The sequence below is a fragment of the Streptomyces sp. NPDC051172 genome (assembly GCF_040682555.1).
Classification (GTDB): Bacteria; Actinomycetota; Actinomycetes; order Streptomycetales; family Streptomycetaceae; genus Streptomyces.
This window is the reverse complement of the sequence record NZ_JBFBBE010000071.1, coordinates 24,141-48,966: the sequence shown is the minus strand read 5'-3', so window position 1 is coordinate 48,966 and position 24,826 is coordinate 24,141. Positions and strand designations below refer to the sequence as shown.

Here is a 24,826-nt window from a genome sequence, read left to right as displayed (position 1 = left end):
CCCAGGACCAGCCAGAACTACACCATCCACGCCACCGTCACGTTCTTCGAACACGGACTCGCAAACCGCTCACGGACGTAAACGCAACGGTGTTGATGTCCATCCCCGCAATCGATCACCAGACGAAGTCCTACAATCTGCAGCACGCCTACTGGATGTGCCGGGCTTCCGAGCTCGCCTACAAGGACGAGGCCACTATCGAGGCCCAGGCCGAGCGGTGGGGCTTCGATCGAGTCCATCACCACCACACGGCATTCACGCCGCCCTTCCCCCTCCAGGACACGCAGGCGTACACCATGGCGAGCGACCACATGATCGTCCTCGCCTTCCGGGGGACTGAGCCACTGAACATGAAGGACTGGCTCTCGGACATCACCACGCCGCCGTGGCCTGGTCCGGGGCAGAAGGGGTTCGTCCACTACGGCTTCGGCGAGGCCCTGAACTCAGTCTTTCCGCAGGTCAAGAAGGCGCTGGAGACGTCGCGGACCAACGGCCAGACGGTCTGGATCACCGGGCACAGCCTCGGGGGCGCTCTCGCCATGCTCGCCGGCGCGCGGCTGCACTTCGAGGAGCCGAATCTGCTGGCCGACGGCATCATCACCTTCGGTCAGCCCCGCGTGTGCGACCGGGTGCTTGCCGCCGCCTGTGACAAGGCGTTCGCCAAGCGCACACACCGCTTCGTGAACAACAACGACATCGTGCCCCACCTGCCACCCGAGCCCGTCTACACCCACACCCAGCTGCTGCGGTACCTCGACTCCACCGGCAAGCTGCGCGAATCCCTGCCTCTGCTGAGTGGGCTGACCGACCGGGCCAAGGGCCTGACGGCCGACCTCCTCGCTCCGGGAAGCGATGGCATCAGGGACCACTTCATCTTCAACTACATCAATGTCATGGAGAAGAACCTGGTCCGGAGCTGAGCTTGGCGGCGGCTGGTGCAGAGTGACCGTCAGCACCAGCGGGGTGCTGGGCATACCAGCTTCAAGGTGGGGTGATCCAGACGCTGACGCGACAGCTTCTGGACAGGCCAAGCCTTCAGACGGACAGGTATCGCCCCGTACCCGTACAACAGAGCTCCAGCACCCTGCAGGAAGGCTTTGCCATGGAGCTCGGAACGACAGGTATCTGGAGCCTGGCGTTCACCCACGGGGATCGCATCGAGGCGAGGGACGCTGCAGCTGAGCTGGAGGAGCTCGGGTACGGTGCCGTCTGGCTCGGCGGCAGCCCGGGGGGAAATCCCCGCGGGGACTTGGTCACGGCAGCTGAGGTCCTGGCCGCGACCAACCGAATCGCTGTCACAACGGCGTGCATATCCATCTGGGAAAGATCCCCGGACCGGCTCGCCGCCACCTACCACGGGCTCCCGCAGCAGCAACGGAACCGGCTTCTGATCGGACTCGGCGTCAGCCACGCCGACTTCGTCAACCGATACCGCGAGCCGTACCACGCGCTGCGCTCCTACCTGGACGAATTAGACGCGGCGGCTCCTCCCCTGCCGTCAGCGGCACGGATTGTCGGTGCGCACGGGCCGCAGATGACCCGGCTGGCAGCCACAAGATCGACGGGAGTGCACCCCTATCTCGTCGACCCGGCCCACACCGCGTGGGCCAGGTCGATGCTGGGTGAAGGCCCCCTGCTGGCACTGGAGCAGACCGTCATCCTGCACACCAGTGCCGAAGCAGCCCGCGCCAAAGCCAGAACGATGCTCGCTCCCTACCTCAAGCTGCGCAACTACCGTTCAGCGTGGCTACGCGGGGGATTCACCACCGAGGACTTGGCCCTTGGCGGGAGCGACAGGATGATCGATGCGCTGTTCGCCTGGGGAAGCCCGGACAAGATCGCTGCCCGGCTCACCGAGCACCGTCAGGCCGGCGCCGACCATGTTGCCGTCCAGGTGGTCACTGACACCCCAGGTACCTTCGCCCGTCAGGCGTGGCGTGACCTCGCCCCAGAACTGGTCACCGCACAGGCACAGCCCGAAGCGTAGATGGAGACGGTCGGCGAGGTAGTTCACCTGGATCGGCGTTGGCTCCGCGATCGTCCTCACTCCGGGCGACGGCGGATGAGTCGTGCGCGAGGGCAGGCTGGTGAAACCGTGAGAGCGGATCGAGCATGTCCCGACCGACTACGGTGCTGTCGGCCGGGGCCGGCAACCATAGCTTCCACATCTACGGCTGCGGGCAGCACCTGCGGCACCCGCAACTGAGCGGCGGGGTCGTGGTGCTGCTGGACGGCACCCTCGCGCGCACGCGCCGCCGCACCGGGGCGGACGACCGGAAGAACCTCTCCGGCAAGCACAAGGCCCACGGTGATATCACCCTCGGCGGCTCGCTCGTGCGACGGACGGCACTCGGGCTTGTCCACCCGACCTGCCCATCCGGCTTTGCGTAGACACGGACCCGGCCGTGGCCGCCCGGCGCGCCGGCACCAGAGCCGGGGTCTCTCTCCGGCCCCGCCGCCGACTACCTCACGACCGGCATGACGTCGCTCCAGACCCTCCGCATCACGTCGAACCCGGGTGTCGCGAGGCGCGCTGAACAGCGTGCTCCGGCGCCCGGAGCGCCCGGAGTAATGCTGTTGCTGCCTCCTTGCGCCCGTGGTCGTCACCCGGATGGCGGAGTCACCGGACCCGTCCGCACGCGAGCCTGTCGGTGACCGATGGTTACCAACTGCCGTAGGGGTGTCGCCTGTGCCGACCGAATCCTCCCATCCCCGAACCGTCGGACCGACCGAAGTCGGGCCCGGCGACCTGCGCTACGAGGCACTGCGCCGGGGATTCAACCAGCGCTGGATCGCGAACCCCGAATACATCGTGGTGGCCTCCACCACCACGGACGTGGTCACCGCCCTCGACACCGTTCTCGCCCGCACCGCCGCGGGCTCGTCACCGGGCCGGATCACCGTCCGCTCCGGCGGGCACTGCTACGAGAACTTCGCCTGCGGCGACGATGTCGGCGTCATCATCGACGTCAGTACCATGGACCGCGTCTACTACGACGCGGAGATGGACGCATACTGCGTCGAGGCCGGCGCGACGAACTGGCAGACCGTCACCCAGCTCTACCGCCGGTTCGGCCTCGCCGTACCCGGTGGCTCGTGCTACTCCGTCGGCGCGGGCGGCCACATCTGCGGTGGCGGCTACGGGCTGCTCTCCCGGCTGCACGGCCTCACGGTCGACTACCTCTACGCGGTCGAGGTGGTCACCGTGCGCGATGTGACCCACGCCGAGGTCACCGTGGCCCGCAAGGACTCCCCCGAGGCCGCGCTGCGCGACCTGTGGTGGGCGCACACCGGCGGCGGGGGCGGCAACTTCGGCGTGGTCACCCGGTACTGGTTCCGCGGCCTTCCCCAGCCGCCCGCCCAGGTACTCACCAGGGCGCTGTCCTGGAGTTGGAGCAACTTCGAGAACGATCGGGACAAGTTCAAGGCCCTGGTGCGCCGCTACGGCGCGTTCTTCGAAGGCGAGCGGACGGGCGAAGGGCCGGACATTCTCCGCGAGTTCGACTTCCGCGACATGTTCACGCTGCTCAAGCTGACCAATCGCGCGGCCGGCAAGGTCGGCCTCATCCTCCAGCTCGACGGCACCCGCGAGGACTCGATCCACCGCCTCAACCAGTTCCTCCACTGGCTCGCCCCCACCGACGAATACCCCCAGAGCCCGTTCGACGTGCAGATGGGTGAGCACCCCGCGCTCTACGAGCACTACATCCCCACCAGGCTGCCCTGGCTCACGGCGACCCAGAACCTCAACGACTCCGGCCCGAGCCGGTGCGGCAAGTACAAGTCCGCCTACCACACCTCGAACTTCACCGAGCCCCAGCTCGACACGATCTTCGACCACCTCACCGACCCGGTGTACAAGAACGACCAGGCCCTGCTCCAGGTGGACTCCTACGGCGGGCGGATCAACGACGCCACCACGTCGGCGACAGCGGTACCGCAGCGCTCGTCCGTGCTGAAACTCCAGTACCAGGCGTACTGGTCCTGGGGCGAGGACGCCAACCGCGACGGCGTGTACGACTACCAGGACGCCCTGGAAAACCCGGGCATCGCCGAGCCTCACCTGGACTGGATGCGCACCTTCTATCAGGACATGTACGCGGCCACCGGCGGCGTTCCGGTCGTCCCGGCCCCGGAACAGCTCGAACCGCCCAACACCGACGGCTGCTACATCAACTATCCGGACATCGACCTCGCCGATCCCGACCTCAACACGTCCGACCAGCCGTGGTCCCACCTGTACTACGGCGCCAACTACAACGGGCTCCAACGCGCCAAGGCCCACTGGGACCCACGGAACGTCTTCCGACACGCACAGTCGATCCGCCTCCCGGCAACGCAGTAGCGCGCACGCCGGTCCAAGCAGGAACGGAACAGGGAACCGGGGCTGCGGCGGCCGGGACCGGTGGCCCTCGCGACGGCCTCGTCCCCGAGCGTCACACAGCGCCGCACCTCTGCTCGCCGTAGCCCTACGAGGAAAGGGCACAACGGGAGAAGAATCGGGCTCCGGCGGGAAGACATGGCCTGTGACCAGTGAAAGAAGAGGTACGCCCCTGAACACCGGGCCGATGCCGTCCGACTGCCCGTCGCCGCTGAGCGAGCCCGCGCGGAGTTCTCCCAACTGCGGGCCCGACTGGGGCCGGTGTGGGGACGAGACGGTCGCTCACTCATCTGTCGGATGCTCAACCACAAGAATGTTGACGGCCCAGTACAGGTCGTTGTCCTTGAGTGTTTCGTCGAACTTGAGGTAGAGGGGGTAACGGTCGGACGGCAGGCCCATCTGCTGAAAGGCCCACCCGTGCTCGCCGATGCCGCCCTGCAGCGGCCGGATGGCTCCTTCGCCAGTGTTCGGGTTGTAGTTGTCGAGGGTTCCCTGAGGCATGATGTTCCTCCTGTAGGTGCTCGCCAGATCAATGCCATGGACTCGCACCCACCTGGGCCGGCGCCGGTCGAATCAACACCCGGACGCGCGTCCGGGTCATCCAACTGGCCGCCGATACTCATGTCGTCCGGTACGAGTGGATCCGATTCCGGCGGAGGAGATCACCCTCACGCGGTGATCAAGACTCTGGCCTGCTGGAAGAGCGTGAGAACCTTGGACGACTTCCTCCGCCGGTAGGCCCTCGTGCGGCACCGCGGCGAGCATTGCACCGTGTCTGTTGCGCTTCCGCAGGGGCTTCGGGACCTCTCCGGTCAGCCACCGGCTGTGACGGTTCTCCTGCAGGCGTTACGGCTGGCCTGCCGGTGCGGCACGCCCTGCGCCATCGAACGGATGACCTAGCTCCGGGGTGGGGGCGGACCTGCGCCGGCCGGCCGCACGACGTCACCGCGCGGCCCCCGCAGTGAGCCCAGCTCAGCGACCTGGGCCTTCGCCTTCGGCGAGGGTGCGGTTGAGGACCCTGCGGCGCGGGCGGGCAGGGCCGCGACCCCGACAAGGAGAGCGCGCAGCTCGTCGTTCTGGCACAACTCCGATGCCAGCCTGGGCCCCTGGGTAATGACGTGGCCGCCGAGGGTGGTCATGCGGTCTCGCCCGCGGGCCGCCCGGAGCGTGGCGCGTCTTCGTCACCCGAGCGGTGCGCGACGGCGGTCCCTGCGGAGGTCGAGGGTGGCGCAGTGGAAGGAGCCGCCCAGTGCCTGGACGTTGCGGAAGGGCAGGGGGAGCGGAGTCATCCCGTACGAGTCGAGCAACGCCTGGAGCTTCTCGTCGCGGGCCTCGACCAGGACGTGCTGGTGGTCGACCACCAGCAGGTTCATGCTCACCCAGGGGCTGGTCATGTACAGCGGCGGGTCGTCGCGGGCGTCGGGGAAAGGAGCGGGGACCAGCTCCCAGCCGCCCAGCGGGCCGTCCGCGAGGAGGGCGGGATCGATCCGCTCCGGGTTGTACAGCGCCAGGCCCTCGCGCAGCGGGCACAGCGTCGCATCGATGTGCATGGCGTGCGGATCCCGCACCGGCAGGAGGTACACCGATACGCCGGCTCCCAAACGGGCGCGCAGGTGGGCCACGCCGGAGCGGTTGGTGACATGGCTGAGCTGGCCCACGACCGTGTCCGGGCCCAGTCGCAGGAAATCGGCGGCGTCCCATGCCGGTCTGGCGTCCCCAATCGCCCACCGGCCCAGTGAGGACGGCCCGCCGTCGAGGGGATCAACGCGGAGGTCCACCTCCGACCGCAGCCAACGCGCCCCCGAACGGCGCAGCTGCTGAAGCAGTGGCCGGTAGGCGAGTAGCTCGCGGCGGCGGCTGCGCCAGGCCATCGGCGCCTCGACCACCCTGTCCCCCATGACGAGCAGGGCGTCGCGGGGCATGGCCGCGCAGTAGCCGCCCAGTTCGGACCAGGGCACCCTGTGCGGCCGGTGTACGACGCACCCCATGCCCTCCAGCAGTTCGGCCAGAGTCTGCAGCTCCTGCTCCGCCGCCTCGACGATCCACGGCGGGAAGGGGTGGCCCGGGCGGAACTCGTCCCAATGCTCGCGGGGCATGGTCGCCTCGACCATGCCCCGGTCCTCGGCGGGGAACATCGCCCCGTACGCGATGCCGACCACCGACTCGCGCAACGGACTCCACTCGTCGCACGCACCCACCACGGCCATCCCGCCTCCTTGGGCTCGGCCGCTCGCGCCCGCGAGCCGCTCCGCCATCATCCAAGGAACCGGCCTCTACGGGTGATCCCCGCGCCGAAGCGTCCACCCGAACCGGGGAGACGACAACGACGCCGGCGGACCGGCGCCCCTTCTGTTCGTCGTGCGGCATCCCCGGCCGCGACACGCCCACCCACAATCCCTGAGGGAACCCCGCCATGGACAACGGCACCCGGCGAACGGCGCCAGGTGGGTGGGCCCGTGGTATCCGTGGGCTTGGGGAGTGCCTTCGCGGTTCTCGCCTACGAAGTCGCCCTGTTGTGCGGGTTTCTCCTGCGGTCCGACGGAGGCCCCGGCGGTCGGCCCAGGGCGCGACGATCAAGGGCAGGCAGTTTTCACGGTCCGGGGTCGGGACCCTCCGGTTCATCCTGAGGGGAGCGGGCGAAAGGCAGGCTGTGACGTTTCCTTGATCGAGTACGCCTGGCGCCGGACATGGCTTGTGGGGCCCAGGCCGTCCAGGGTCTGAGCCATCTGCACGAGGCCCCGCCCGTCGGCTGTGGCATCCACGACCGTGATCGTCGCGGCGTCGATGTCTTCCGGACGCAGGCGGTCCAGCGTCGTCACGGCACGCACTCGTAGGGTGGTGCGAGCTGCCTGTGTGATTGCCGCTCTGGTTGCGGGGGTGGTGTCGCGGCCGACGACCAGGAGTCTGTCGGACTGGGCGAGTGCTGCCCCGACCGCTGTGTGCAGGTCGTCCATGGTGTAGCACCACTCGTGTGGATGCTGGCCGCGCAGGCGCGGATAGCGGCGGCGCAGCACGTTGAGGATGTCCGCTGCCTCGGACACGACGGCACCGGGAGCGACGACGAAGGCGAGGCGGTCCGGGTCGGTGACGGCGAGGGTCTCGGCCTGTTGCGGGGTGCCCACTGTTTGGGGGTTTGGTTGGAGGGTCCGGCCCGCCCATGCGCCGGATCCGGCGGCGGGTGTGCCCACCACGACCACCTCGTCCCCCCGGTCCAGAAACCGGTGCAGCGCGCGTTCCGCGTTCTCGGCCGAGGGGCACGCGACGCCGGTGGGGCAGCCGCAGATCCGCCACCGGTTACGGGAGTCTGCGGGGGGCTGCGCCGGTACCGGGGCGCTCGACGGCCCCGGGGCGGGGGAGCTCTGCGCGGCCACGTGGAGCACTCGCCGCGTGCGCAGTACCGCGCGCCAGGACTCGATCTGACGGCGGGCGAAGGAGACCGCGGTGGCATCATCGCTGTGGGCCGCGAGAGCGAGGCCGCGGTGTCCGCCCTCGGGCCGCTCGTAGGAGACGGTGAAGACGGTGGTCGGCGCCGTCGTGAGGCCGTCGCGGAGGTCCTCGTTCGGTAGGGAGCGGGAGTCGGCGGCGAGACCGGACTGCCGGGCGTGTGCGGCGAGCAGGTGCTGCGCCGGACAGTCGACCGGGCCGCGCGTGGGGTGCTGCCAGGAGGTGGCCACGGTGAGACTGCCGGGGGTGACGTGGAGGCTGGTGGAGTGGAGTACTTCCGTGAGGACGCTTCGGTTCATCTTCCTGGTGGGGGTCGAAGGAGCGCGAGTACGGCAACGTCATCCAACAGGTTCGCGCGGCTCTGCCCCTCCCCTTGCCTGCGGGTGTCACTCCAAGGGGCCCCTGTGTCGTCCGTGCGGGCGTATTGGACGTGCTCGTGCGAGGAGTGCCGCGGCGGAGGGGTTCGCGGCGTTCGGCCGGAGTGCGGCGATCAGGGCGCGCAGGCGGTCGTCGGCGCGGGCGCTGCGTATGCCGGGAAGGATGTCGAGGAATTCGTGCCAGGTCCGGCATGCGTGTTCCAGATGGCCGGATGCCAGCTGGGTCTGAGCCAGTTCGGCCAGGCTGAGGGCCCGGGAGCGGCGTTCGTCGGCGGGCCTGTGGCGCAGCGAGAGGGCGAGGGCCCGGGCGGCCGTAGGGTGGTCTCCCTGGTTCTTGGCCACGGTCGCTCGCTGGAGCGCGAGTGAGCCGGTGTGGAAGGCGCCGACGGCGGAGGCGCCGTCTGCCGACTTTTCCAGGCACTGCTCGGCCGCTATGAGGTGGCGGGTGTGGCGGCGGTCGCCCCGGGCGGCCTGCGTGACGGCCAGCTGGCCGAGGAGGAAGGCTTGTTGGTGCGGCGGTGCGTGACGCGCGCCGGTCTGTACGGCGTGTTCGGCGAGCTGGTCGGCCTGGGTGAGGTGTCCCAGTTCGTGGGCCTGCACGCTGAGGCCGCGCAGGGCGAGCGCACAGCTGATGGTGTCGCCCGCCTCATGGGCGAGTTCGACGCTCGTGAGATAGAGACGCTGCGCCGCGGCCTGGTGGTTCATGTCGAAGTGCGCGAACGCGCAGAGATAGGTGAGCTGTGCGGCCACCGTGAACAGATCGCGTCGGACGGCGGGTTTGATGTCGCTTCTGAGCCAGGGAAGCAGCGTGGTGGACAGGTAGTGGCGCAGGGGTTCGCGCACCGATCCGGCTCCGAAGACGTTGTCGCTGCGGGAGCACACGGTGAGCAGCTGCCGGGCGGAGGCCACGTGTGCCGGGCCGACGGGCGACGGCGGGGACAGCGCGGCGGGCCGGCCTTCTCCGGCGGCCGGCAGAGGGGACGCCATCGCCAGGGCCGCCAGCGAGTAGGCGCCGACGAGGGCGAGGCGGCGGCGGTCGGTGTCCTGCAGTATCCGGTCGAGGTGGTCCACGGCGCTCCCTTCACCGGAAGGCGCCCCGGCGCCATGTCCCGGCTGCCTGGTGTCGAGTAGCCCAGCGTCCTGTAACAGGACCGGTCTGCCGAGACGTCGGGAGAGAGCTTCCGCGACGAGGGCGGGCACCGGCGGGCGGGGGCGGCTGCCGGCCAGCCAGTGGGCGACCGTGGTGCGGTCGTAGTGCAGCGGGGTGCCCCGCTCGGCGCCGAGTGAGTTGACCTGGCGGGCGAGTTGGGCCCCGCTCCACCCGGCCTCGGACAGGAGGAGTCGCAGGGCTTGGTTCGGCGTACGGGGCGATCGCACACCCCTCCCCTTGTCCCGCTCATCCGTTTGCGAGTACTGCCGTTCAACGTCCGCATGTGTTCAACACGCTTGCCGCCCGCATACGCGGTGCAAGCGCTTTCGTTCAGGCAGGCTCAGAGTGCGGCCCCGCTCGGGGCAGCACACAGTGCGCACCGCGGGCGCATCCTGGGCGGCCGTACGCCCCTTGTGCACCATTGACCTGTCCGAAGAGAGGGACGAGATGCGCACCAACGCCCCGCGCGGACCCGATCGCCTGTCCTCATGGTGGCGCTCCGTCCATCTCTTCCCAGGGCAGGGCGACTTCTCCGCCGCGTCCCTGGCACGCGCCGTCCATGCCAACGGCATGGGCTCGGCCGTCTATGAGGTCTTCGAGCAGATCGACGAGGTCGCGGTCGAGCGCGGTCTGCGACCCCTGGGCCCCTGGCTGCTGGGACAGGACCCGCCCGGCGGACGCGAGTTGGCCGAGGCGGCCACGGGCTCCTCCCAACTGGCCCTGTTCGGCGCCTCGGTGGCGGTACACCGAGCGCTGAGCAGCTCCTACGGTGTGCCGTCGGCGGTCGTCGGGGTGAGCTTCGGGGAGATCGCCGCACTGACCGCCGCCGGGGTCCTCACCGTCGGCGACGGCACCCGCGTGGCCCACGACCTCGCCGTCGTGCTGTCCTCCTGTCCCGGGGGGCTGAGCCTGCTCGGCTGCGCGGAGGAGGCGGCCCGCGGACTGCTGGACCGCGCCGGAACGCCGGACGCGGTCCTCGCCGTGGTCAACGACGACCGGTCCACGGTGATCGCGGGCCCCGCGCCCGCCCTGCTCCGGGTCGAGAAGGTGGCCGCCGACGCGGGGGTGAGAGCCGTACGGCTGCGGCTGCCGTTCTCCTCCCACCATCCGGCCCTGGCCGCCCAGTCCGAGGTGTTCGCCGCGTCGGTGCGCGCCTACCCCCTGTCCGCGGCGCGCATTCCCGTCTACTCGGCCGTGGCCAGACGCGCCTACCGCCCCGACGACGACCTGCCGCGGCGCCTGGCCGACTGTCTGGTGCTGCCGGCCGTGGTACCCACCGCGCTGCGCCAGGCTGCGGCGCACCGGCCGGACGTCTTCTTCGAGGCGGGCACGGGCGACGCCCTGGCCTCCAGTGCCCGCAGGGTCCTTTCCGCGAGCCTCGCACCGCCCGTGCACGCCCCAGTTGCCGAACTCGATTTCCCCTGGTGAGACCCGCTCCCGGTCCTGGAGGACCAGCGATGCCCCATGCGCCCCTGCCGACGACCACTCGGGACGAGATACAGCGGCTCGTCCACGGTCCCTGCGACCCCGCCTTCCTTGCCGCCCTGCACAAGGCTCTGACCACCGACATCCCGGCCGACAGCGGAGGCAGACAACTGCTGCACCGCCTGAGCCTGTTGGGCGAGACATTGCCGGACGACCTCTTCGACGACCCGGCACGGCTGGCCGCCGTCCACGCCTGGGCCGCGGTCGCCGACCCCTCCCTGTGCCTGGCGGCACTCGTCCATCACCTGCTCTGCCTGGGATCCATGACCCAACTCGGCGACGAATCCGGCGCCTTGACATCCCGCGTGGAGGCCCTGCGGTCCGGCCGGGCCAAGGGCGTCTACCTGATCACCGAGGCCGGACAGGCCAACAGCCACCTCGCCACCCAAACCCGGGCCGAACTCGACCCGGTAACCGGCGAGTTCGTCCTGCAGACCCCCAACGCGCGGGCCGCCAAGTTCGGCAGCGCCGGGACTGTGGACGTACCGCAGACAGCGGTGGTGCTCGCCCGTCTGGTCACGGACGGCACCGACCGCGGGGTCTTCGCGATCGTGGTCGACCTCACCGACGACGAGGGGCTGCTGCCCGGCGTCGAGGTCTCCTCGCCCATCGGCCTGGGCGCGCTGCCCCTCGACTACGTCCAGGTACGCTTCCACCACGTCCGGCTGCCGCACACCCACTGGCTCGCCGACGGCGCCCGCATCGCACCCGACGGCACTTTCCACGACCCCGCAGGGTCGGCGCAGCGGCGCCTGCAACGCACCCTGCGCACAGGCCAGGGACTGTGGGCGACCATGCCGGCGGTCGCCGCCGCCACCAGCCGCCAGTCCGCCGTACAGGCCGTCACCTACGCGCAAGGGCGAAGCACCCAGGGGCGACTGGCCCCTGGCGTGCCGTTGCTCACGTACCGGACCCAGCAGCGCGCCGTGCTGGGCGCGCTGGCCGACGCGTTCGCCCTGACCTGCGCCGCTCAGGGCGCGCGCGCCCTGTGGGAGGAGTCGCGCGCGACCCCCGCCGACCGGAGCGGTCCGGAGATGGGCTTCACCCCGTGGACCGCCGTCAACCAGCCGCTGGCCGCGTACAAGGCCGCGGCGGTACGGCTGGCCGCCCGCGTCAGTGCCGAATGCCAGCGCCGCTGCGGCTTCTCCGGACACCTGGACGCCAACCGGCTGGCCGCCTACCACGGCTTCCACCACGCCTTCGATGCGGCCGGCGGGGACAGCCAGCTCATCTTCTACGACATCGGACGCGCCCTCGCCGAAGCCGGAACAACTGGGCAGACAGCACAACCCCCGCCGCCGGCCGGTACACCGCCCACGTCCGCGCACTGGTGGCCGGCGGTCGTACGACGCCACCAGTACGACCTGACCCGGCACATCGCCGAGCGGTCGCACGCCACGGACCCCGGCACCCCCTTCGAGCGGTGGAACCCCCTGCTGGAGGATGCCGGTCTCCTCGGCGAGATCTACGCCAACGCCCTCGTCGCCGGGGATGTCACCCGCACCCTCGCCGGGATCCGGGACCACGAACTGGCCGACGCTCTGCGGGCGTTGGCGGCCCTGCACGGCGTCACGGCGGCCCGCCGCTGGTCGGGTCCCCTGCTCGCCCTCGAAACGCTGCGCCCGGCGGACGTCCAGGCGCTGTCCGATGCCGCCGACGAACTCTGCGACGAGATCCTTCCCCATCTGCCGCTGCTGACCGAGGCGTTCGCCCACCCCGACGACATCGCCCCGACGGCCTGCGACCCCGCGCTTGCGGCCGAGGGCGCCTGGACCCGAGGAGGCACGGCATGACGGGCGAGCGCCCTATCGGGATCCTCGGCATGGGCACCCACCTGCCGCCCACAGTGCGCACCAACGCCGAAGTAGCGCGCGGCGCCGGCGTGACAGCCGAATGGATCAGCGAACGCACCGGAGTCCTCAAACGCCATGTGGCCGGCCCCGAGGAGGCCGCCTCGGACCTGGGGGCGCACGCCGTCCGGGCGGCGGCCGACGCCGCCGGCATCGATGTGGCCGACATCGGTCTGCTGATCTGCGGCACCTCCACCCCCGACGAACTGGGGCCGTCGACCGCCTGCCGCATTCAGACGGCGGTGGGCGCCACCGGCGCGGTCGCCCTCGATGTCGTCGCCGCCTGTTCCGGCTGGCTGTTCGCGGCGAAGGTGGCGCACGACTGGTTGCGCGGTGACGCGGGGGTCCGGTACGCGGCCGTCGTCGGCGTCGAGGCGTACTCGAAGTTCGTCGACCCGGCCGACCGCGCAACCGCGGTCCTGTTCGCCGACGGGGCCGCCGCGGCCGTGCTGGGGCCGGTACCGGACGGCCAGGGCTTCACCCACTTCAGCCTCGGCTCCGACGGCGCGCTCGCCGACCGTGTCCTGATCCCGGCCGGTGGCAGCCGCCGCCCGGCCAGCACGGCCACCGTGACCGCCAACGGCCATCGCATCCACATGGACGGCCGCACCATCGGCCGGTTCATCACCGACGTCTTCCCCCGGCTCATCACCGACGCCCTCGACCGCGGCGGGCTGAGGATCGAGGACGTCGACTGCTTCGTCGCCCACCAGCCCAACCCTGTGCTGCTCAGGCGTATCGGCGCCGACCTCGGCATCCCCGCCGACCGCTTGGTGGTGGTCGGCGACGAGGTCGGCAACATCGGTGCCGCCAGCGCACCCTACGCACTGGCCCGCGCCGCCGGAGGCCGACTACGGCCAGGTGACCGTGTCCTGCTGGCCGTCTTCGGCGCCGGTATGACCTGGGGCAGCGCCCTCCTCACCTGGAGCGGGGCACCCGGCCTCACCTCGGCACAGACCGCCGTACGTCCCGCATCAGAAGGAGTGTTCCGATGAACGCCCTGGACCTGTTCCGCCTGGACGGCGCCCGCGCCCTGGTGACCGGCGCGTCCCGCGGCATCGGCAAAGCCGTCGCCGAGGCGCTGGCCGACGCGGGCTGCGACCTGGCGGTCACCGCCCGCACCCTGCCCGCGCTCGACCGCACCCGCAAGGCCGTGGAGGAGCGAGGCCGCACGGCGGTGGCCCTCGACGGGGACCTCGCCGTACCGGGCACGGCGGCCGACCTGGTCGACCGGGCGGCCGCCGCACTCGGCGGCCTGGACGTGATCGTCCACAACGCGGGCACGCTGCCCACGGCCGAGGACGGCAGCCCCCGGCTGGCGCCGCTTCAGCACGCCCGCCAGCAGGACTGGGACACCGTCGTCACCGTCAACCTCAACGCCACCGCCGCCCTGTGCCGGGCCGCCCACCCGCACCTGGCCGGCTCGGATCGCGCCAGCCTGATCTTGATGTCGTCCGTCGCCGGACTCGTCGGTACCCCCATGATGGAGGCGTACGCCGCCACCAAGGCCGCGCAGCTCTCCCTCACCCGCAGCCTCGCGGTCGGCTGGGCCCGCCAGGGCATCCGCGTCAACGCCCTGTGCCCCGGCTGGACCCGCACCGACATGACCGCGTTCGCCAGCGAGACCGGCCCGCTGTCGGACTGGCTCACCAGCCACGTCCCGATGGGCCGCTGGGCCACCGCGGACGAGGTCGTCGGCGCCACCCTCTTCCTCGCCTCCCCGGCCGCGTCGTTCGTCACCGGACACGCGCTCGTCGTCGACGGCGGACTCGCCGTACCCGACGGCGGCCTGGCCGGTCACCCCAAGCCCGCCTCCCCCTTCACCGTGGCATGAACACCCTTACCTCTACCGGCGGTTCCATCGCGGTGATCGCGGGAATCGGCGCCTGCCTCCCGCCATACGTGATCGACAACGCCACGGTCGTCGCGCGCGGCGCCCTGCGCACCGACGACACCTGGATCCGCGACCGCACCGGCATCGTCCGCCGCCGCCACGCCGAGCCCGGCACCAGCACCGGCGACCTCGCGGTCGGCGCCGGTCGGGCCGCGCTCGCCTCCGCCGGGGACCTGCGCCCCGGCATGCTGCTGCTCGCCACCAGCACACCCGACCACCCCTGCCCCGCCACCGCTCCCTCGGTGGCCCACCGGCTGGGCCTGGGCACCATCCCCGCCTTCGACCTCGGGGCGGTCTGCTCGGGTTTCCTGTACGCCCTGGCCACCGCGACCGCACTCATCCGCAGCGGTACCTGCACGACCGCCCTGGTCATCGGGGCCGACACCTACACCACCATCGTCGACCCCACCGACCGCGAGACCGCGCCGATCTTCGGCGACGGCGCCGGAGCCATCCTGCTGCGCCCCGGCACCGCTGACGAACCCGGGGCCGTCATCGCCACCGACCTCGGCGCCGACGGCAGCGGCAGCGACCTCATCACCGTCCCGCACGGCGGCTCCCGCCACCCGCAGCACCTGCCGCCCGCCACCCCCCGGGACCGCCACTTCCAGATGCAGGGCCGCACGGTCTACGCCCACGCCGTACGCCACATGACGCAATCCGCCAACTCGGCGATCCAACAAGCGGGTTGGGCCCCGAACACGGTACGGGCCTTCGTCGGCCACCAGGCCAACCAGCGCATCCTGGATTCCGTCGCCGAGCGCCTGGGCATCGCGCCCGCCCACCGCTTCGGCAACATCCGCGACCTCGGCAACACCGCGGCCGCCTCCATCCCCCTCGTCCTGGCCGACCCGGCCGTCCACCAGGCCGTCCCACCCGGCGAGCGCTCCCTGCTGACCGCCTTCGGCGGCGGACTGACCTGGGCCTCCGTCGCCCTGCACTGGCCCGCCTCCGTCCCGGCCACCGAAGCACCGCCCACCGACCTGGCCACCGCCCCCCTGAGCACCCCCGACCTCTCAAGGAGCCACCCGTGGACCGCTTCTACGACCACCTCGTGACCCTCCTCAGCGACAAGTTCGAAGTCGACCCCGACCGCATCGCCCCGGACGCCACCCTCGACACCCTGGACCTGGACTCCCTCGCCGTCGTCGAGCTCTACGTCACCCTCCAGGAACAGTGGCAGATCCCGCTCGACGACTCCGCCGCCTCCGGCGAACTCACCGTCGCCGACGTGGCCCGCGCGGTGACCGCGCTGCTGGACGCGGGCGAACCCGCCCAGGAACACAAGGCCGCACAGTGAGCAACGAGGTGGCCGTCACCGGCATCGGCCTCGTCACCCCCGGCGGCATCGGTGTGACGGACACCTGGGAAACGGTCTGCGCCGCCCGGCCCACCGCGCGCACCGACCCCGTGCTGAGCGACCTGCCGGTGACCATGTCCTGCCGCGTACCGGCCCTCCCGCCCGGCCGGGGCCGCCTGTGGCGCTTCGACCGCGGCACCCGGTTCCTGCTGACCGCAGCCAGGGAGTCCCTCGACTCCGCCGGCCTGGACCCGGCCGACTGGGACCCCGCCCGCGTGGCGGTGGTCATCGGCACCGCGGCCGGCGGCATCGACAGCCTCGAAGCCCAGCACCACAAGTTCCTCACCACCGGCCCCACCGCCCTGTCCCCGCTCACCATGCCGGCCTTCCTCCCCAACATGACGGCCGGCCACCTCGCCCTCGACCTCGGGATCACCGGCCCCTCCATGCAGACCTCCACAGCCTGCGCCTCCGGGGCCACCGCCCTCATCACCGCCTGTCTGCTCCTGAAGGCCGGGGCCTGCGACATCGCCCTCGCGGGCGGCACCGACGCCATGGTCACCCCCCTGTGCGCCGCCGCCTTCGCCAAGATGGGCGCACTGTCGAAGCGCAGCCACGACCCTTCTCGTGCCTCCCGGCCCTTCGACAAGGACCGCGACGGCTTCGTCCTCGGCGAGGGATCCGGCATTCTCGTCCTCGAACGCCGAGGCCACGCGGACGCCCGCGCCGCCCGCACACTGGCCCACCTCGCCGGCCACGGCACCACCAGCGACGCCCACCACCCGACGGCCCCGCACCCCCGAGGAGCGGGCCTGCGGGCGGCGACCCTGACCGCCCTCGCCGAGGCCGACGCGAGGCCCGACGACGTCGACCACATCAACGCCCACGGCACCAGCACCCCGCTCAACGACAGCGTGGAGGCCGCGGTGATACGCGACCTCTACCCCCGCCGGCCTCCATCCGTCACCTCCGCCAAAGGCGCCCTGGGACACACCATGGGAGCCGCCGGCGCCATCGAGGCCGCCCTCACCGTCCTGACCATCGCCCACGAAACCACGCCGCCCACCGCCAACTTCACCGCTCCCGACGACGCCACCACCGGCATCGACATCATCGCCGCGGCCTCCCGCCCCCACCCCGCCCGCCTCGCACTGAGCCACTCCCTGGGCTTCGGCGGCCACAACACGGTGCTGGCCTTCACCGCCCCGTGACGGCGTTCCCGCCGGGGCCCGACCCAGCCGCCGCTCACTCTCCCGAGTTTATTCGAGCATGAGCACGACATCGGACGGCCGCGCGAGGCCCTGGCGCAACAGCCACCCCAAGCCACCGAAGGCCAGGCAATCGGACATCATCCGCGCTGGTGTGGACGGCTCCCCGGCAGCCCCTTCCAACGGCGAGCTGAAGTACCTGTGGCGAGCCGTCGACCAGGACGGCAACGTGCTCGACATCCTCGTGCAGAACCGTCGGGACACCGCCGTGGCCAGGCGTTTCTTCCGCAGGCTGATGAAGAAGACGCGTTCGGTACCGCGGGTGGTCGTCACCGACAAGCTGCGCTCCTACGGCGCCGCCCACCGCGAAGTCATGCCTTCTGTCGAGCACCGCTCGCACAAAGGACTGAACAACCGGGCGGAGAACAGCCACCAACCGACGAGGCAACGTGAACGTGCGATGCGGGGCTTTTGCAGCGTCGGCGCCGCCCAGCGGTTCCTGTCCGCGTTCAGCGGCATCTCACCCCACTTCCGGCCCCGCCGCCACCTGATGACCGCTCCCGAACTCCGTCTCGAGATGACCGTCCGCTTCACCATCTGGGACCAGATCACCGCCGCTGCCGGCCAGCCCACCACGGCCTGACCACAGGCCCGGAACACGGCACCACCACACCCGGACGCAACGTCAAGTACTCACGCACTCAACAACGTGACAGTGCCTGCCGGGCGCCGCCTGGCAGCTGAACAACGCGCTGCGCAACTGCCCTAAAGGTCCGTTCTGTGGGTGTGCCCTGACCCCGTTGGCGAACCGGCGACCAAGACGAATTGACCGTTCCTGTGGTGAAAGCTGCCGTCCACCTGGGTGAGGACTCGGTGGGTCCGCCTGGGGCTCGCAGTCCGGTCCCGCTACATCCGGTGTGTGATCAAGAACCTGTTGCGCGCTCTGCCCGCGCTCGTCCTGTCCGTTGTCTCTCTGGTTTGTCCCGCGACGCCCGCCACCGCGCGGTCGGCCGTTGGGTCTGCCGCTCCCGGCCCGGCTGCTGCGGCCGTCAAGGAGGTCGCCCCGCCCACAGGGATGGACGTGCCGCTGTTCCAGGCGCTTGCCTGGATCGAGGAGGCCGAGGAACCGGAGCCGCGTACCGGCTACAGTCGCGCACAGTTCAGGCACTGGAATAAGGGACTGAACGCCACCGACGGCTGTGATACCCGCAGGGAGGTCATCCTTGCCGAGGCACTGCTGGCCCCGCAGGTCGGTCCGAAGTGCGCGCTGGCCGGCGGGCGGTGGTGGTCGGAGTACGACCAGGTGTGGATCACTTCGGCAGCCTCGCTCGATGTCGACCACCATGGTCCCACTCGCCGAGGCGTGGGACTCCGGCGCGGATACCTGGACTGCGGCCCGGCGTGAGGCGTACGCCAACGACCAGGGCGCCCCGAACAGCCTGATCGCCGTTTCCGGCACTTCTAACCGCGCCAAGGCGGACAAGGACCCGGCGGACTGGCGGCCTGTGCCGGCGGCCCGGTGCCAGTACGCCGCAGACTGGGTGGCGACCAAGCTCCGTTGGCAGTTGACGGCGGATGCCGCCGAGCGGGACGCGTTGAGCCGCCTCGCCGAGGTGTGTCCGACCACCACCGTCGCTTACGAGAAGGTCCCGTAGCCGGTCTGAGGCCGCACCTCTACCGGCTGCCTCAGGTTCGGCCGTCCAGCACCCCGTGACAAAGTTCGCCTCTGCCGGAGGGACCTCGACCTCGAGACCGCGAAGATGGGTGAATCGTGAAATTTAGATGTATAGCAGTTACTTCATCCAACAGGATCCCGAATGGGCCGCACGCCGACCCGTGTCCCGGCTGAACGAACTCCATGACCGGGTCACCCGCTATCCGTTGGAGACCGTTGGGTGAACCTGCGAGGGGAGGACCCAAGTGGTTCTGACCGGGGTGACACCCTTGCCAGATAGAACCTCTACCTGCGGCTGCTAAGCGCCAGAGTCAAGGTGAGAGGCGTGACGGAGGGGAGCCGTTCGGTTCGTCCCCTGCTGGGCGCACCCCTGCGCCCCCGCGGTCTCCCGCACCCCCTGTTTCCCTGCGATTAAATGATCGTGCTGACGGTAGGAATGACGTTGCTTGGGGGAGGGCCACCGGCGGCGGAGGGATGGTCTTCGGCAGTGCGCGTGAGACTGCGAGAGCGATTGCGGTACTGGTTCGACGGGACGATGGCTCGGGGGACGCGGGCCCTGATCGGCTGGCTGGGCCTGGCCTGCGTCGTGTTGATTGTCCTGGTGACGTCTGTGGTGGTTGTGTTCACCGACGAGGACACCGAGAAGAACGGCGGCTGGCTGGGCGTGGCCTGGATGAGCCTGCTGCGTACGCTCGATCCCGGCACGATGGGCGGGGATACCGGAGGCCCGCTGTTTCTCGGCCTCATGCTCGCAGCGACCCTCGGCGGGATCTTCATCGTCAGTGCACTCATCAGTGTGCTGACCGCCGGTCTGGAGGCCCGGATCCACGAACTGCGACGGGGGAAGTCCCGGCTGATCGAGCGCCGGCACACCGTCGTGCTCGGCTGGTCGGAACAAGTCTTCACGGTGATCGCCGAGTTGGTCGAGGCCAACCAGAGTGAGCGGCGTTCGTGTGTCGTGATCCTCACCGAGCGCGACAAGGTCGAGATGGAGGACGAGATCCGCAGAAGGATCCCGGACACCGGACACACGCGGGTGATCTGACGCTGCGGCAGCCCACTTCAGCGGGCGGATCTGGAACTGGTGGGCCTGGACGCAGCCAAGTCCATCATGGTGCTGCCGCCCGGCGGGGACGACGGGGACACCGATGTCATCAAGACCCTGCTGCTCCTGAACAACCGGCTGTGGAAGGGCCCGCGCCCGAATATCGTTGCGGCCGTGCGCAGGTCGCCCAACCTGGCGGCGGCCCGCCTCGCCGCCGGCGAGGACGCCCTGGTGATCGACGTCGACGACATCGCTGTGCGCCTCATCGTGCAGTCGCACCGGCAGACGGGCCTGTCCACCGTCTTCAACGAAATGCTCAGCTTCGTCGGTAATGAGCTGTATCCCTACCCTGTGACCGGGCTGGCCGGCAGCGCGTACGGGGAGGCGCTCAACAGATTCGACCTCGGCATCCCGGTCGGCCTGCGCAGGAAGGACGGTGAGTCCCTGGTCAACCCGCCGATGAACACGGTCATCGCCCGCGATGACGAGATGCTCGTCCTGGCCGAGGACGACCTGCTCATCCGCCTGGCAGACGCCCGGCCCACGATCGTCGGCTCGGCGATCACCTCGGCACCCGGCCGGCCCCCGACACCCGACCGCACGCTCATGATCGGCTGGAACTCCCGCTCGGCAAAGATCATCACGTTGCTGGACTGCCTGGTCGAGCCCGAATCGCTGATCGACATCGCGGCCATTCAACGCCCCGAGAACGACCTCCAGGAGCACTTGGAGAACCTCACCGTGGGCTACAAGCCCTGTCAACCCACCCTCCGGCCATCGCTGGAGTCCCTGGGACTGGACGGCTACCGCAACATCATCGTCCTGACCGATGACGACATCGACCCCGAATCAGCCGATTCCCACACCTTGGTGACGCTGCTTCACCTCCGCGACATCGCCCTCCGGTACGGCAGTCCGTACTCGATCGTCACCGAGTGTGTGCGGAAGTCCACCCCGTACACCTGCATCACCAGGTAGCCGTCCCCGACGGGCTCCCGGTCCACCTCGAATCGCTTCTCGGACGTCTCCTGCCCGGCATAGTGAGACGACCCAGGGTTGAAATTACTGGGGGGTCTGATCGTCCATGACCGCCGCCCGTCCTTCCGCTCGATCTGCTGGACCCGCAAGTCCCCGACCACCACGTGCCGTGCCACTCGTCCTCCGTACCGACTCCAGAACATGACAGACGTCCCGGACACGGTCGGTAAACAAGCCTGGGACGTGCTGGTCACAGTCCCAGACGGACATCACGGGCAGGACTACCTGCGGTCGGTAAACTCCACGATCACGGGCGCGCCGTTCTCGTCCAGCCCGAGCGAGTCGATACGCCCGCCGTCAACGCAGTCGATCACGTACTCACTCGCGAGGAACGTGACGCCCAGCATCGTCTCCATGTGCGCCTCGACGAGATCCTGCACATCCGCCTCGACCGCAGCAAGATGCGGCGTGACCTCAGTCACGCCGCTACTCGTCGTGTGGAACAGCTTCAGGCCCGACACCTTCCCCTCCTCGACTAGGAGATCGACAACGTCGGGCGGGTGCAGATTTGTTTCCGCAGGAGGCCACGAAGCCGTGAAGAAAGCGTGTAGGCGGAGCCTCGAACCACCCACCCGCGCACCGGGCAGATCACTGTCCGAAATCCAGCACGGGCGCCCCCATCCCATCCCAGCACGACCCCAGCACGGTAGGGATGAGCAGGGGTGATGACAGGTGACGAGGGGTCAGCTATCCCAGCACCATCCCAGCACGGGAAAAAACCAAGGGCCCGACCCCGGAGAGTCGGACCCTATCTGACCTGCATGTTTGCCAGATCATCGACGTGGTGATATGTCACCCGCTACACGTTGAAGCGGAACTCAATCACGAGGCTTTGACCTGCGGAAATGCGGTGTCATCCCAGCACCATCCCAACACGGGCGCCGCGACAAAGTACAAGAAGACCCAAGGCCACCAACGCTACCCGCCAAACGGCCGCACGTGTATGAAGTCGGTGCAACTCCCGCGCAGGCCGTATCAGGCTCGCGGGCCGGCGACAGCGTGTCGTTTCCTGTCCAGAGGCCAACGTCCCGATCCGCCCTGACGGGCGCTCACCCCGAGCCCCTGGTCGCCCTCGCGAACGCCGATGCGTACTTGCGTGCGCCCACACCCGCGTTCGTACGGTTCCGAACCATGTCAGCATCCACGGAAGAAGTCCTCGTCCGGCTGCGCCGGAAGCTCCCCGTTCGCATCAATTCGACCAGCACTTTGGTGACCGACACGGACAAGGCTGCAGCCGCCATCGACCGGCAGCGCGCACGCAAGAAGAATGGGCAGGACGGACAGGAGCAGGGTGCACGCAAGCCCGGTCTACGGCCGTTACGAGGCGCCGACCGCGAGGATCTCGTCCTCACGCCCTGGGAGTTACTCGGTGTCTTCGCCCGCGCCACCACGCTGGCTCGCCAGGGACGCGGCAGAGGGCTGGCCGAACACTGGCAGGGCCTGAAGTACTGCCAGGCACTGGCCGCCGGCGCCGCAGGACATCTGACCCTCACCGAGGAGGGGCAGAGTCCGGAACTCTCCTACCGGGCCATGCAAGCACGGGAGTTGGGGCGCACCTTCGGCCTCGCGGTCGCGGAGCGCGCCGTTCGGAACCGCTTCCCGGATCACCTGGTCTCCACCCTCGACGCAGAGGCCGTACTGCTGGCGGGCTTCGCGCGCTCCGGCCCGCGGCCGACCCTCGGCGCCCGGCCACGGCCCGACTTCTTCATCGAAGCGTGGCAGCCGGGTGAGCCGTCCCGTGCCTTCGCCGTCACGGTCAACGGAAACCACCAAGTGGCCACCAAACGGACCGGCAAGGCCGACCGCTCGGCTTTCAAGCAACTGGCCCGGGGCAGCGAGCGCGCGGAACACTTCCACCTCGCCGAGTGGGACACCACACCCTGCCTGCTGATGTCCACCGAACTGCTTGCGACGAACGGCATCACGGTCAACGCCCTGCAAGCGCCCGGGGAAGGGCTGATACCGGCGAGGCCGGACGCGGGGAGGGGAAGCGCGGATGCCGTACTGGGGGAAGCGAACCCTCCATATGCCGGCGCCGTACGCATACCCGCCGCCGACGGCCGCAGAGAGCGCGTCCAGGACGGGTTCCTGATCCCCCGCAAGGAGGTGGGCTGGTTCGGGCGGCTGTTGGCACGCACCGGAGCCGCGGGACAACTGGCGTTCGCCGGGGCGGGCACGGAGGTCGCCCAGTACCTGACCGACAGCCAGGGCCACAAGCACTACAAGCAGCAGACGTTCGCGGGCTCGGCCAGCGTCCGGGACGCGCGGCACGAGATCGGCTCTGCGTGGTTCGTCGGCACCGATCAGGTGTTCCGTCTCAACCACGTCCGCGTGGAGGCGTTCTCGGGTATGCCCGAGGAGCTGTACGAGCTCCTCGTCAAAGGGAAGGTCGAGGCGTACCGGCACCGGGCCTACGACCTGCGCGACACTCTTCCGACCGGTACGACAGCCTCGAAGTGGGGCCCCGTCTCCTTCGGCGCCGACGGCACCGTCATGGCGCTGCGCATTCTCCCGAAGAAGTACGACACGAGCAGTTCCTGAATGAGAAGGGCTCCTGCAAGGAAGTTCCTTGCAGGAGCCCTTCGTTGTGCAGCCTGCCGGTGAAGGTTGAGAAGACGATCACGAGGCAGGACATCTGTGCGGACGCGGCTACGGCGTCACGGCGCGAGCAGCAGGCTGTCGCCGCGCTCCTTGGCGGCGGCGTAACGCTTGGCCACGTCCTGCCAGTTGACGACGGCCCACATAGCGTCGATGAAGTCCACCTTCTGGTTCTTGTACTGCAGGTAGAAGGCGTGCTCCCAGGCGTCGAAGACCAGGATCGGGGTGGAGCCCTGGCCGACGTTGCCCTGGTGGTCGTAGACCTGCTCGACGATCAGGCGGCCGCTGAGGGGCTCGTAGGCGAGGACGCCCCAGCCCGAACCCTGCGTGGTCGCCGCGGCCTTGGTCAGCTGCCCCTTGAAGCCGGCGAACGAGCCGAAGGACTCGGCGATCGCGTCCGCGAGGTCGCCCACGCCGTCGGCCTCCAGCGGCTCGCCGCCGCCGTCGCCGGTCATGTTGTGCCAGTAGATCGAGTGCAGGATGTGCCCGGAGAGGTGGAAGGCCAGGTTCTTCTCCAGGCCGTTGATCGAGCCCCACGTCTCCTTGTCCCGCGCTTCCGCGAGTTGCTCCAGGGTGTCGTTCGCGCCCTTCACGTACGCCGCGTGGTGCTTGTCGTGGTGGAGCTCGATGATCTGGGGGTTGATGACCGGCTCGAGCGCCGCGTAGTCGTACGGAAGCTCCGGGAGCGTGTAAACCGCCATGTCCAACGTCCTCCGACGTTATTGCCAATGATATGCATCTGCACGCTAGCAGCAGGAACGATACCTTGCCGATCAGGCGTTGGTCCTAGGACCTCTCGCGTGTCAAGGAAGGACAGTGGTGTGAGCAGGGCCTCTCAGTCAGCACACTCCGCCGCGGCGGCCGGGCCGGATCCCGGTGCACTGCTGAGGCGGCACGGCCTGCGCCGCACCCCGAGCCGGCTGCGGATACTGGGCCTGTTCACCGCGTCGGGGCGCCATCTCTCCCCCGCGGAAGCATGCGCGCAACTGGCCCGGTCCGGGGAGCCTGTCCACTACACGACGGTCTACCGCACACTGGAAGCGCTGACCCTGGCCGGCCTGGCGCACGCGGTGCACGGACCCGGCGCGGTGCGCTACGGCATCACCGTAGAGCCGCACCACCACACCGTGTGCCAGCAGTGCGGCGATGTCTCGGCCGTCGCGAGCGAGCATCTGACTCAGGCGGTGGGAACCATCGAGGCACTGACCGGACTGCGGCCCGATTCCTCGGGATCCCTGCTGGTCTACGGCCGTTGCGCCCGCTGCAGCGGCCAGGACTGAAGGCCGGATGGGTGCGAGGCGGCGTCATGGAACGGACGCTGTCAGGCGGGACGACGCCCCGCACCCGCTGCGTGTCGGCAGTTCCGTTGGGACTCGACCGG

At 69.8% G+C, this 24,826-nt stretch carries 20 protein-coding genes and 3 pseudogenes; 17 read left to right on the top strand and 6 right to left on the bottom strand.

The features are described 5' to 3' along the window. Positions 1–95: 95 nt before the first annotated feature. The 4 genes from AB0N07_RS33320 to AB0N07_RS33305 all read left to right on the top strand — a co-directional run bounded on the left by AB0N07_RS33320 (position 96) and on the right by AB0N07_RS33305 (position 4,345). Positions 96–920 (top strand): lipase family protein, encoded by an 825-nt coding sequence (locus AB0N07_RS33320; RefSeq protein ID WP_365841510.1) that lies wholly within the window; start codon positions 96–98, stop codon positions 918–920. A gap of 71 nt (positions 921–991) precedes the next feature. Further along, on the top strand, positions 992–1,987 hold the full coding sequence (locus AB0N07_RS33315; protein ID WP_365841508.1) for a TIGR03620 family F420-dependent LLM class oxidoreductase: 996 nt from the start codon (positions 992–994) through the stop codon (positions 1,985–1,987). Positions 1,988–2,112: 125 nt separating this feature from the next. Continuing rightward, entirely contained in the window at positions 2,113–2,391 is a 279-nt protein-coding gene (locus tag AB0N07_RS33310) for a hypothetical protein (protein WP_365841506.1), read from the top strand. Between the two features lie 298 nt (positions 2,392–2,689). Further along, a complete protein-coding gene (locus tag AB0N07_RS33305; RefSeq protein WP_365841504.1) occupies positions 2,690–4,345 on the top strand; it encodes a BBE domain-containing protein in 1,656 nt (551 codons plus the stop codon). Positions 4,346–4,663: 318 nt separating this feature from the next. Here the strand turns inward: AB0N07_RS33305 and AB0N07_RS33300 are convergent, their stop codons facing one another. The 4 genes from AB0N07_RS33300 to AB0N07_RS33285 form a co-directional block, all read right to left on the bottom strand. Continuing rightward, positions 4,664–4,882 (bottom strand): hypothetical protein, encoded by a 219-nt coding sequence (locus tag AB0N07_RS33300; protein WP_365841502.1) that lies wholly within the window; start codon positions 4,880–4,882, stop codon positions 4,664–4,666. A 680-nt stretch (positions 4,883–5,562) separates the two neighbouring features. Further along, positions 5,563–6,588 carry an amidinotransferase gene (locus tag AB0N07_RS33295; RefSeq protein ID WP_365841500.1) on the bottom strand — a complete coding sequence of 342 codons (1,026 nt, stop codon included), beginning with the start codon at positions 6,586–6,588 and terminating at the stop codon, positions 5,563–5,565. Between the two features lie 411 nt (positions 6,589–6,999). Next, positions 7,000–8,124, bottom strand: a complete 1,125-nt coding sequence (locus AB0N07_RS33290; protein ID WP_365841498.1) for a 4-hydroxy-3-methylbut-2-enyl diphosphate reductase — start codon at positions 8,122–8,124, stop codon at positions 7,000–7,002. An 87-nt stretch (positions 8,125–8,211) separates the two neighbouring features. Beyond that, a complete protein-coding gene (locus AB0N07_RS33285) occupies positions 8,212–9,579 on the bottom strand; it encodes a hypothetical protein (RefSeq protein ID WP_365841496.1) in 1,368 nt (455 codons plus the stop codon). A gap of 220 nt (positions 9,580–9,799) precedes the next feature. Here AB0N07_RS33285 and AB0N07_RS33280 point away from each other — a divergent pair, with 220 nt between their 5' ends. The 11 genes and pseudogenes from AB0N07_RS33280 (at position 9,800) to AB0N07_RS33230 (ending at position 20,787) form a co-directional block, all read left to right on the top strand. After that, positions 9,800–10,780, top strand: coding sequence for an acyltransferase domain-containing protein (locus AB0N07_RS33280; protein ID WP_365841494.1), 981 nt, complete (start codon positions 9,800–9,802; stop codon positions 10,778–10,780). Between the two features lie 29 nt (positions 10,781–10,809). After that, complete coding sequence (locus AB0N07_RS33275; protein WP_365841492.1) at positions 10,810–12,630, top strand: acyl-CoA dehydrogenase; 1,821 nt, start codon at positions 10,810–10,812, stop codon at positions 12,628–12,630. Next, complete coding sequence (locus AB0N07_RS33270; RefSeq protein ID WP_365841490.1) at positions 12,627–13,682, top strand: ketoacyl-ACP synthase III; 1,056 nt, start codon at positions 12,627–12,629, stop codon at positions 13,680–13,682. The genes AB0N07_RS33275 and AB0N07_RS33270 overlap by 4 nt, the downstream gene beginning before the upstream one ends. Continuing rightward, positions 13,679–14,521, top strand: a complete 843-nt coding sequence (locus AB0N07_RS33265) for an SDR family oxidoreductase (RefSeq protein WP_365841488.1) — start codon at positions 13,679–13,681, stop codon at positions 14,519–14,521. Before AB0N07_RS33270 ends, AB0N07_RS33265 begins: the two co-directional genes overlap by 4 nt. After that, on the top strand, positions 14,518–15,639 hold the full coding sequence (locus AB0N07_RS33260) for a beta-ketoacyl-ACP synthase III (protein ID WP_365841486.1): 1,122 nt from the start codon (positions 14,518–14,520) through the stop codon (positions 15,637–15,639). Before AB0N07_RS33265 ends, AB0N07_RS33260 begins: the two co-directional genes overlap by 4 nt. Further along, positions 15,612–15,881 carry a phosphopantetheine-binding protein gene (locus AB0N07_RS33255; protein WP_365841484.1) on the top strand — a complete coding sequence of 90 codons (270 nt, stop codon included), beginning with the start codon at positions 15,612–15,614 and terminating at the stop codon, positions 15,879–15,881. The genes AB0N07_RS33260 and AB0N07_RS33255 overlap by 28 nt, the downstream gene beginning before the upstream one ends. Continuing rightward, positions 15,878–17,092, top strand: a complete 1,215-nt coding sequence (locus AB0N07_RS33250; protein WP_365841482.1) for a beta-ketoacyl-[acyl-carrier-protein] synthase family protein — start codon at positions 15,878–15,880, stop codon at positions 17,090–17,092. The genes AB0N07_RS33255 and AB0N07_RS33250 overlap by 4 nt, the downstream gene beginning before the upstream one ends. Positions 17,093–17,282: 190 nt before the next feature. Next, positions 17,283–17,732, top strand: a pseudogene (locus AB0N07_RS33245) (DDE-type integrase/transposase/recombinase); the annotation flags it as partial. Between the two features lie 276 nt (positions 17,733–18,008). Continuing rightward, a pseudogene (locus AB0N07_RS33240) lies at positions 18,009–18,744 on the top strand (HNH endonuclease family protein). A gap of 513 nt (positions 18,745–19,257) precedes the next feature. Beyond that, a complete protein-coding gene (locus AB0N07_RS33235) occupies positions 19,258–19,809 on the top strand; it encodes a hypothetical protein (protein ID WP_365841480.1) in 552 nt (183 codons plus the stop codon). 39 nt (positions 19,810–19,848) lie between these two features. Continuing rightward, positions 19,849–20,787: a hypothetical protein gene (locus AB0N07_RS33230; RefSeq protein WP_365841478.1), complete on the top strand. Its 939-nt coding sequence runs from the start codon at positions 19,849–19,851 to the stop codon at positions 20,785–20,787. 296 nt (positions 20,788–21,083) lie between these two features. Here AB0N07_RS33230 and AB0N07_RS33225 read toward each other — a convergent pair. Continuing rightward, positions 21,084–21,308, bottom strand: a pseudogene (locus AB0N07_RS33225) (transporter); the annotation flags it as partial. 670 nt (positions 21,309–21,978) lie between these two features. Between AB0N07_RS33225 and AB0N07_RS33220 the strand changes: the two are divergent. Beyond that, entirely contained in the window at positions 21,979–23,388 is a 1,410-nt protein-coding gene (locus AB0N07_RS33220; RefSeq protein ID WP_365841476.1) for a hypothetical protein, read from the top strand. Positions 23,389–23,504: 116 nt separating this feature from the next. Here the strand turns inward: AB0N07_RS33220 and AB0N07_RS33215 are convergent, their stop codons facing one another. Continuing rightward, positions 23,505–24,146, bottom strand: a complete 642-nt coding sequence (locus AB0N07_RS33215; protein WP_365841474.1) for a superoxide dismutase — start codon at positions 24,144–24,146, stop codon at positions 23,505–23,507. A gap of 120 nt (positions 24,147–24,266) precedes the next feature. On the opposite strand from AB0N07_RS33215, the gene AB0N07_RS33210 reads away from it, so the two are divergent. Further along, positions 24,267–24,725 carry a transcriptional repressor gene (locus AB0N07_RS33210; RefSeq protein WP_365841472.1) on the top strand — a complete coding sequence of 153 codons (459 nt, stop codon included), beginning with the start codon at positions 24,267–24,269 and terminating at the stop codon, positions 24,723–24,725. Positions 24,726–24,826 lie beyond the last annotated feature (101 nt).

Bases quoted from the DNA above. Each gene is read 5' to 3' on its own strand.
- AB0N07_RS33290 (WP_365841498.1), bottom strand. From the start codon at position 8,124: ATGAACCGAAGCGTCCTCACGGAAGTACTCCACTCCACCAGCCTCCAC.
- AB0N07_RS33265 (WP_365841488.1), top strand. From the start codon at position 13,679: ATGAACGCCCTGGACCTGTTCCGCCTGGACGGCGCCCGCGCCCTGGTG.
- AB0N07_RS33295 (WP_365841500.1), bottom strand. From the start codon at position 6,588: ATGGCCGTGGTGGGTGCGTGCGACGAGTGGAGTCCGTTGCGCGAGTCG.
- AB0N07_RS33220 (WP_365841476.1), top strand. From the start codon at position 21,979: ATGTCAGCATCCACGGAAGAAGTCCTCGTCCGGCTGCGCCGGAAGCTC.
- AB0N07_RS33275 (WP_365841492.1), top strand. From the start codon at position 10,810: ATGCCCCATGCGCCCCTGCCGACGACCACTCGGGACGAGATACAGCGG.
- AB0N07_RS33320 (WP_365841510.1), top strand. From the start codon at position 96: ATGTCCATCCCCGCAATCGATCACCAGACGAAGTCCTACAATCTGCAG.
- AB0N07_RS33270 (WP_365841490.1), top strand. From the start codon at position 12,627: ATGACGGGCGAGCGCCCTATCGGGATCCTCGGCATGGGCACCCACCTG.
- AB0N07_RS33215 (WP_365841474.1), bottom strand. From the start codon at position 24,146: ATGGCGGTTTACACGCTCCCGGAGCTTCCGTACGACTACGCGGCGCTC.
- AB0N07_RS33280 (WP_365841494.1), top strand. From the start codon at position 9,800: ATGCGCACCAACGCCCCGCGCGGACCCGATCGCCTGTCCTCATGGTGG.
- AB0N07_RS33260 (WP_365841486.1), top strand. From the start codon at position 14,518: ATGAACACCCTTACCTCTACCGGCGGTTCCATCGCGGTGATCGCGGGA.
- AB0N07_RS33300 (WP_365841502.1), bottom strand. From the start codon at position 4,882: ATGCCTCAGGGAACCCTCGACAACTACAACCCGAACACTGGCGAAGGA.
- AB0N07_RS33310 (WP_365841506.1), top strand. From the start codon at position 2,113: ATGTCCCGACCGACTACGGTGCTGTCGGCCGGGGCCGGCAACCATAGC.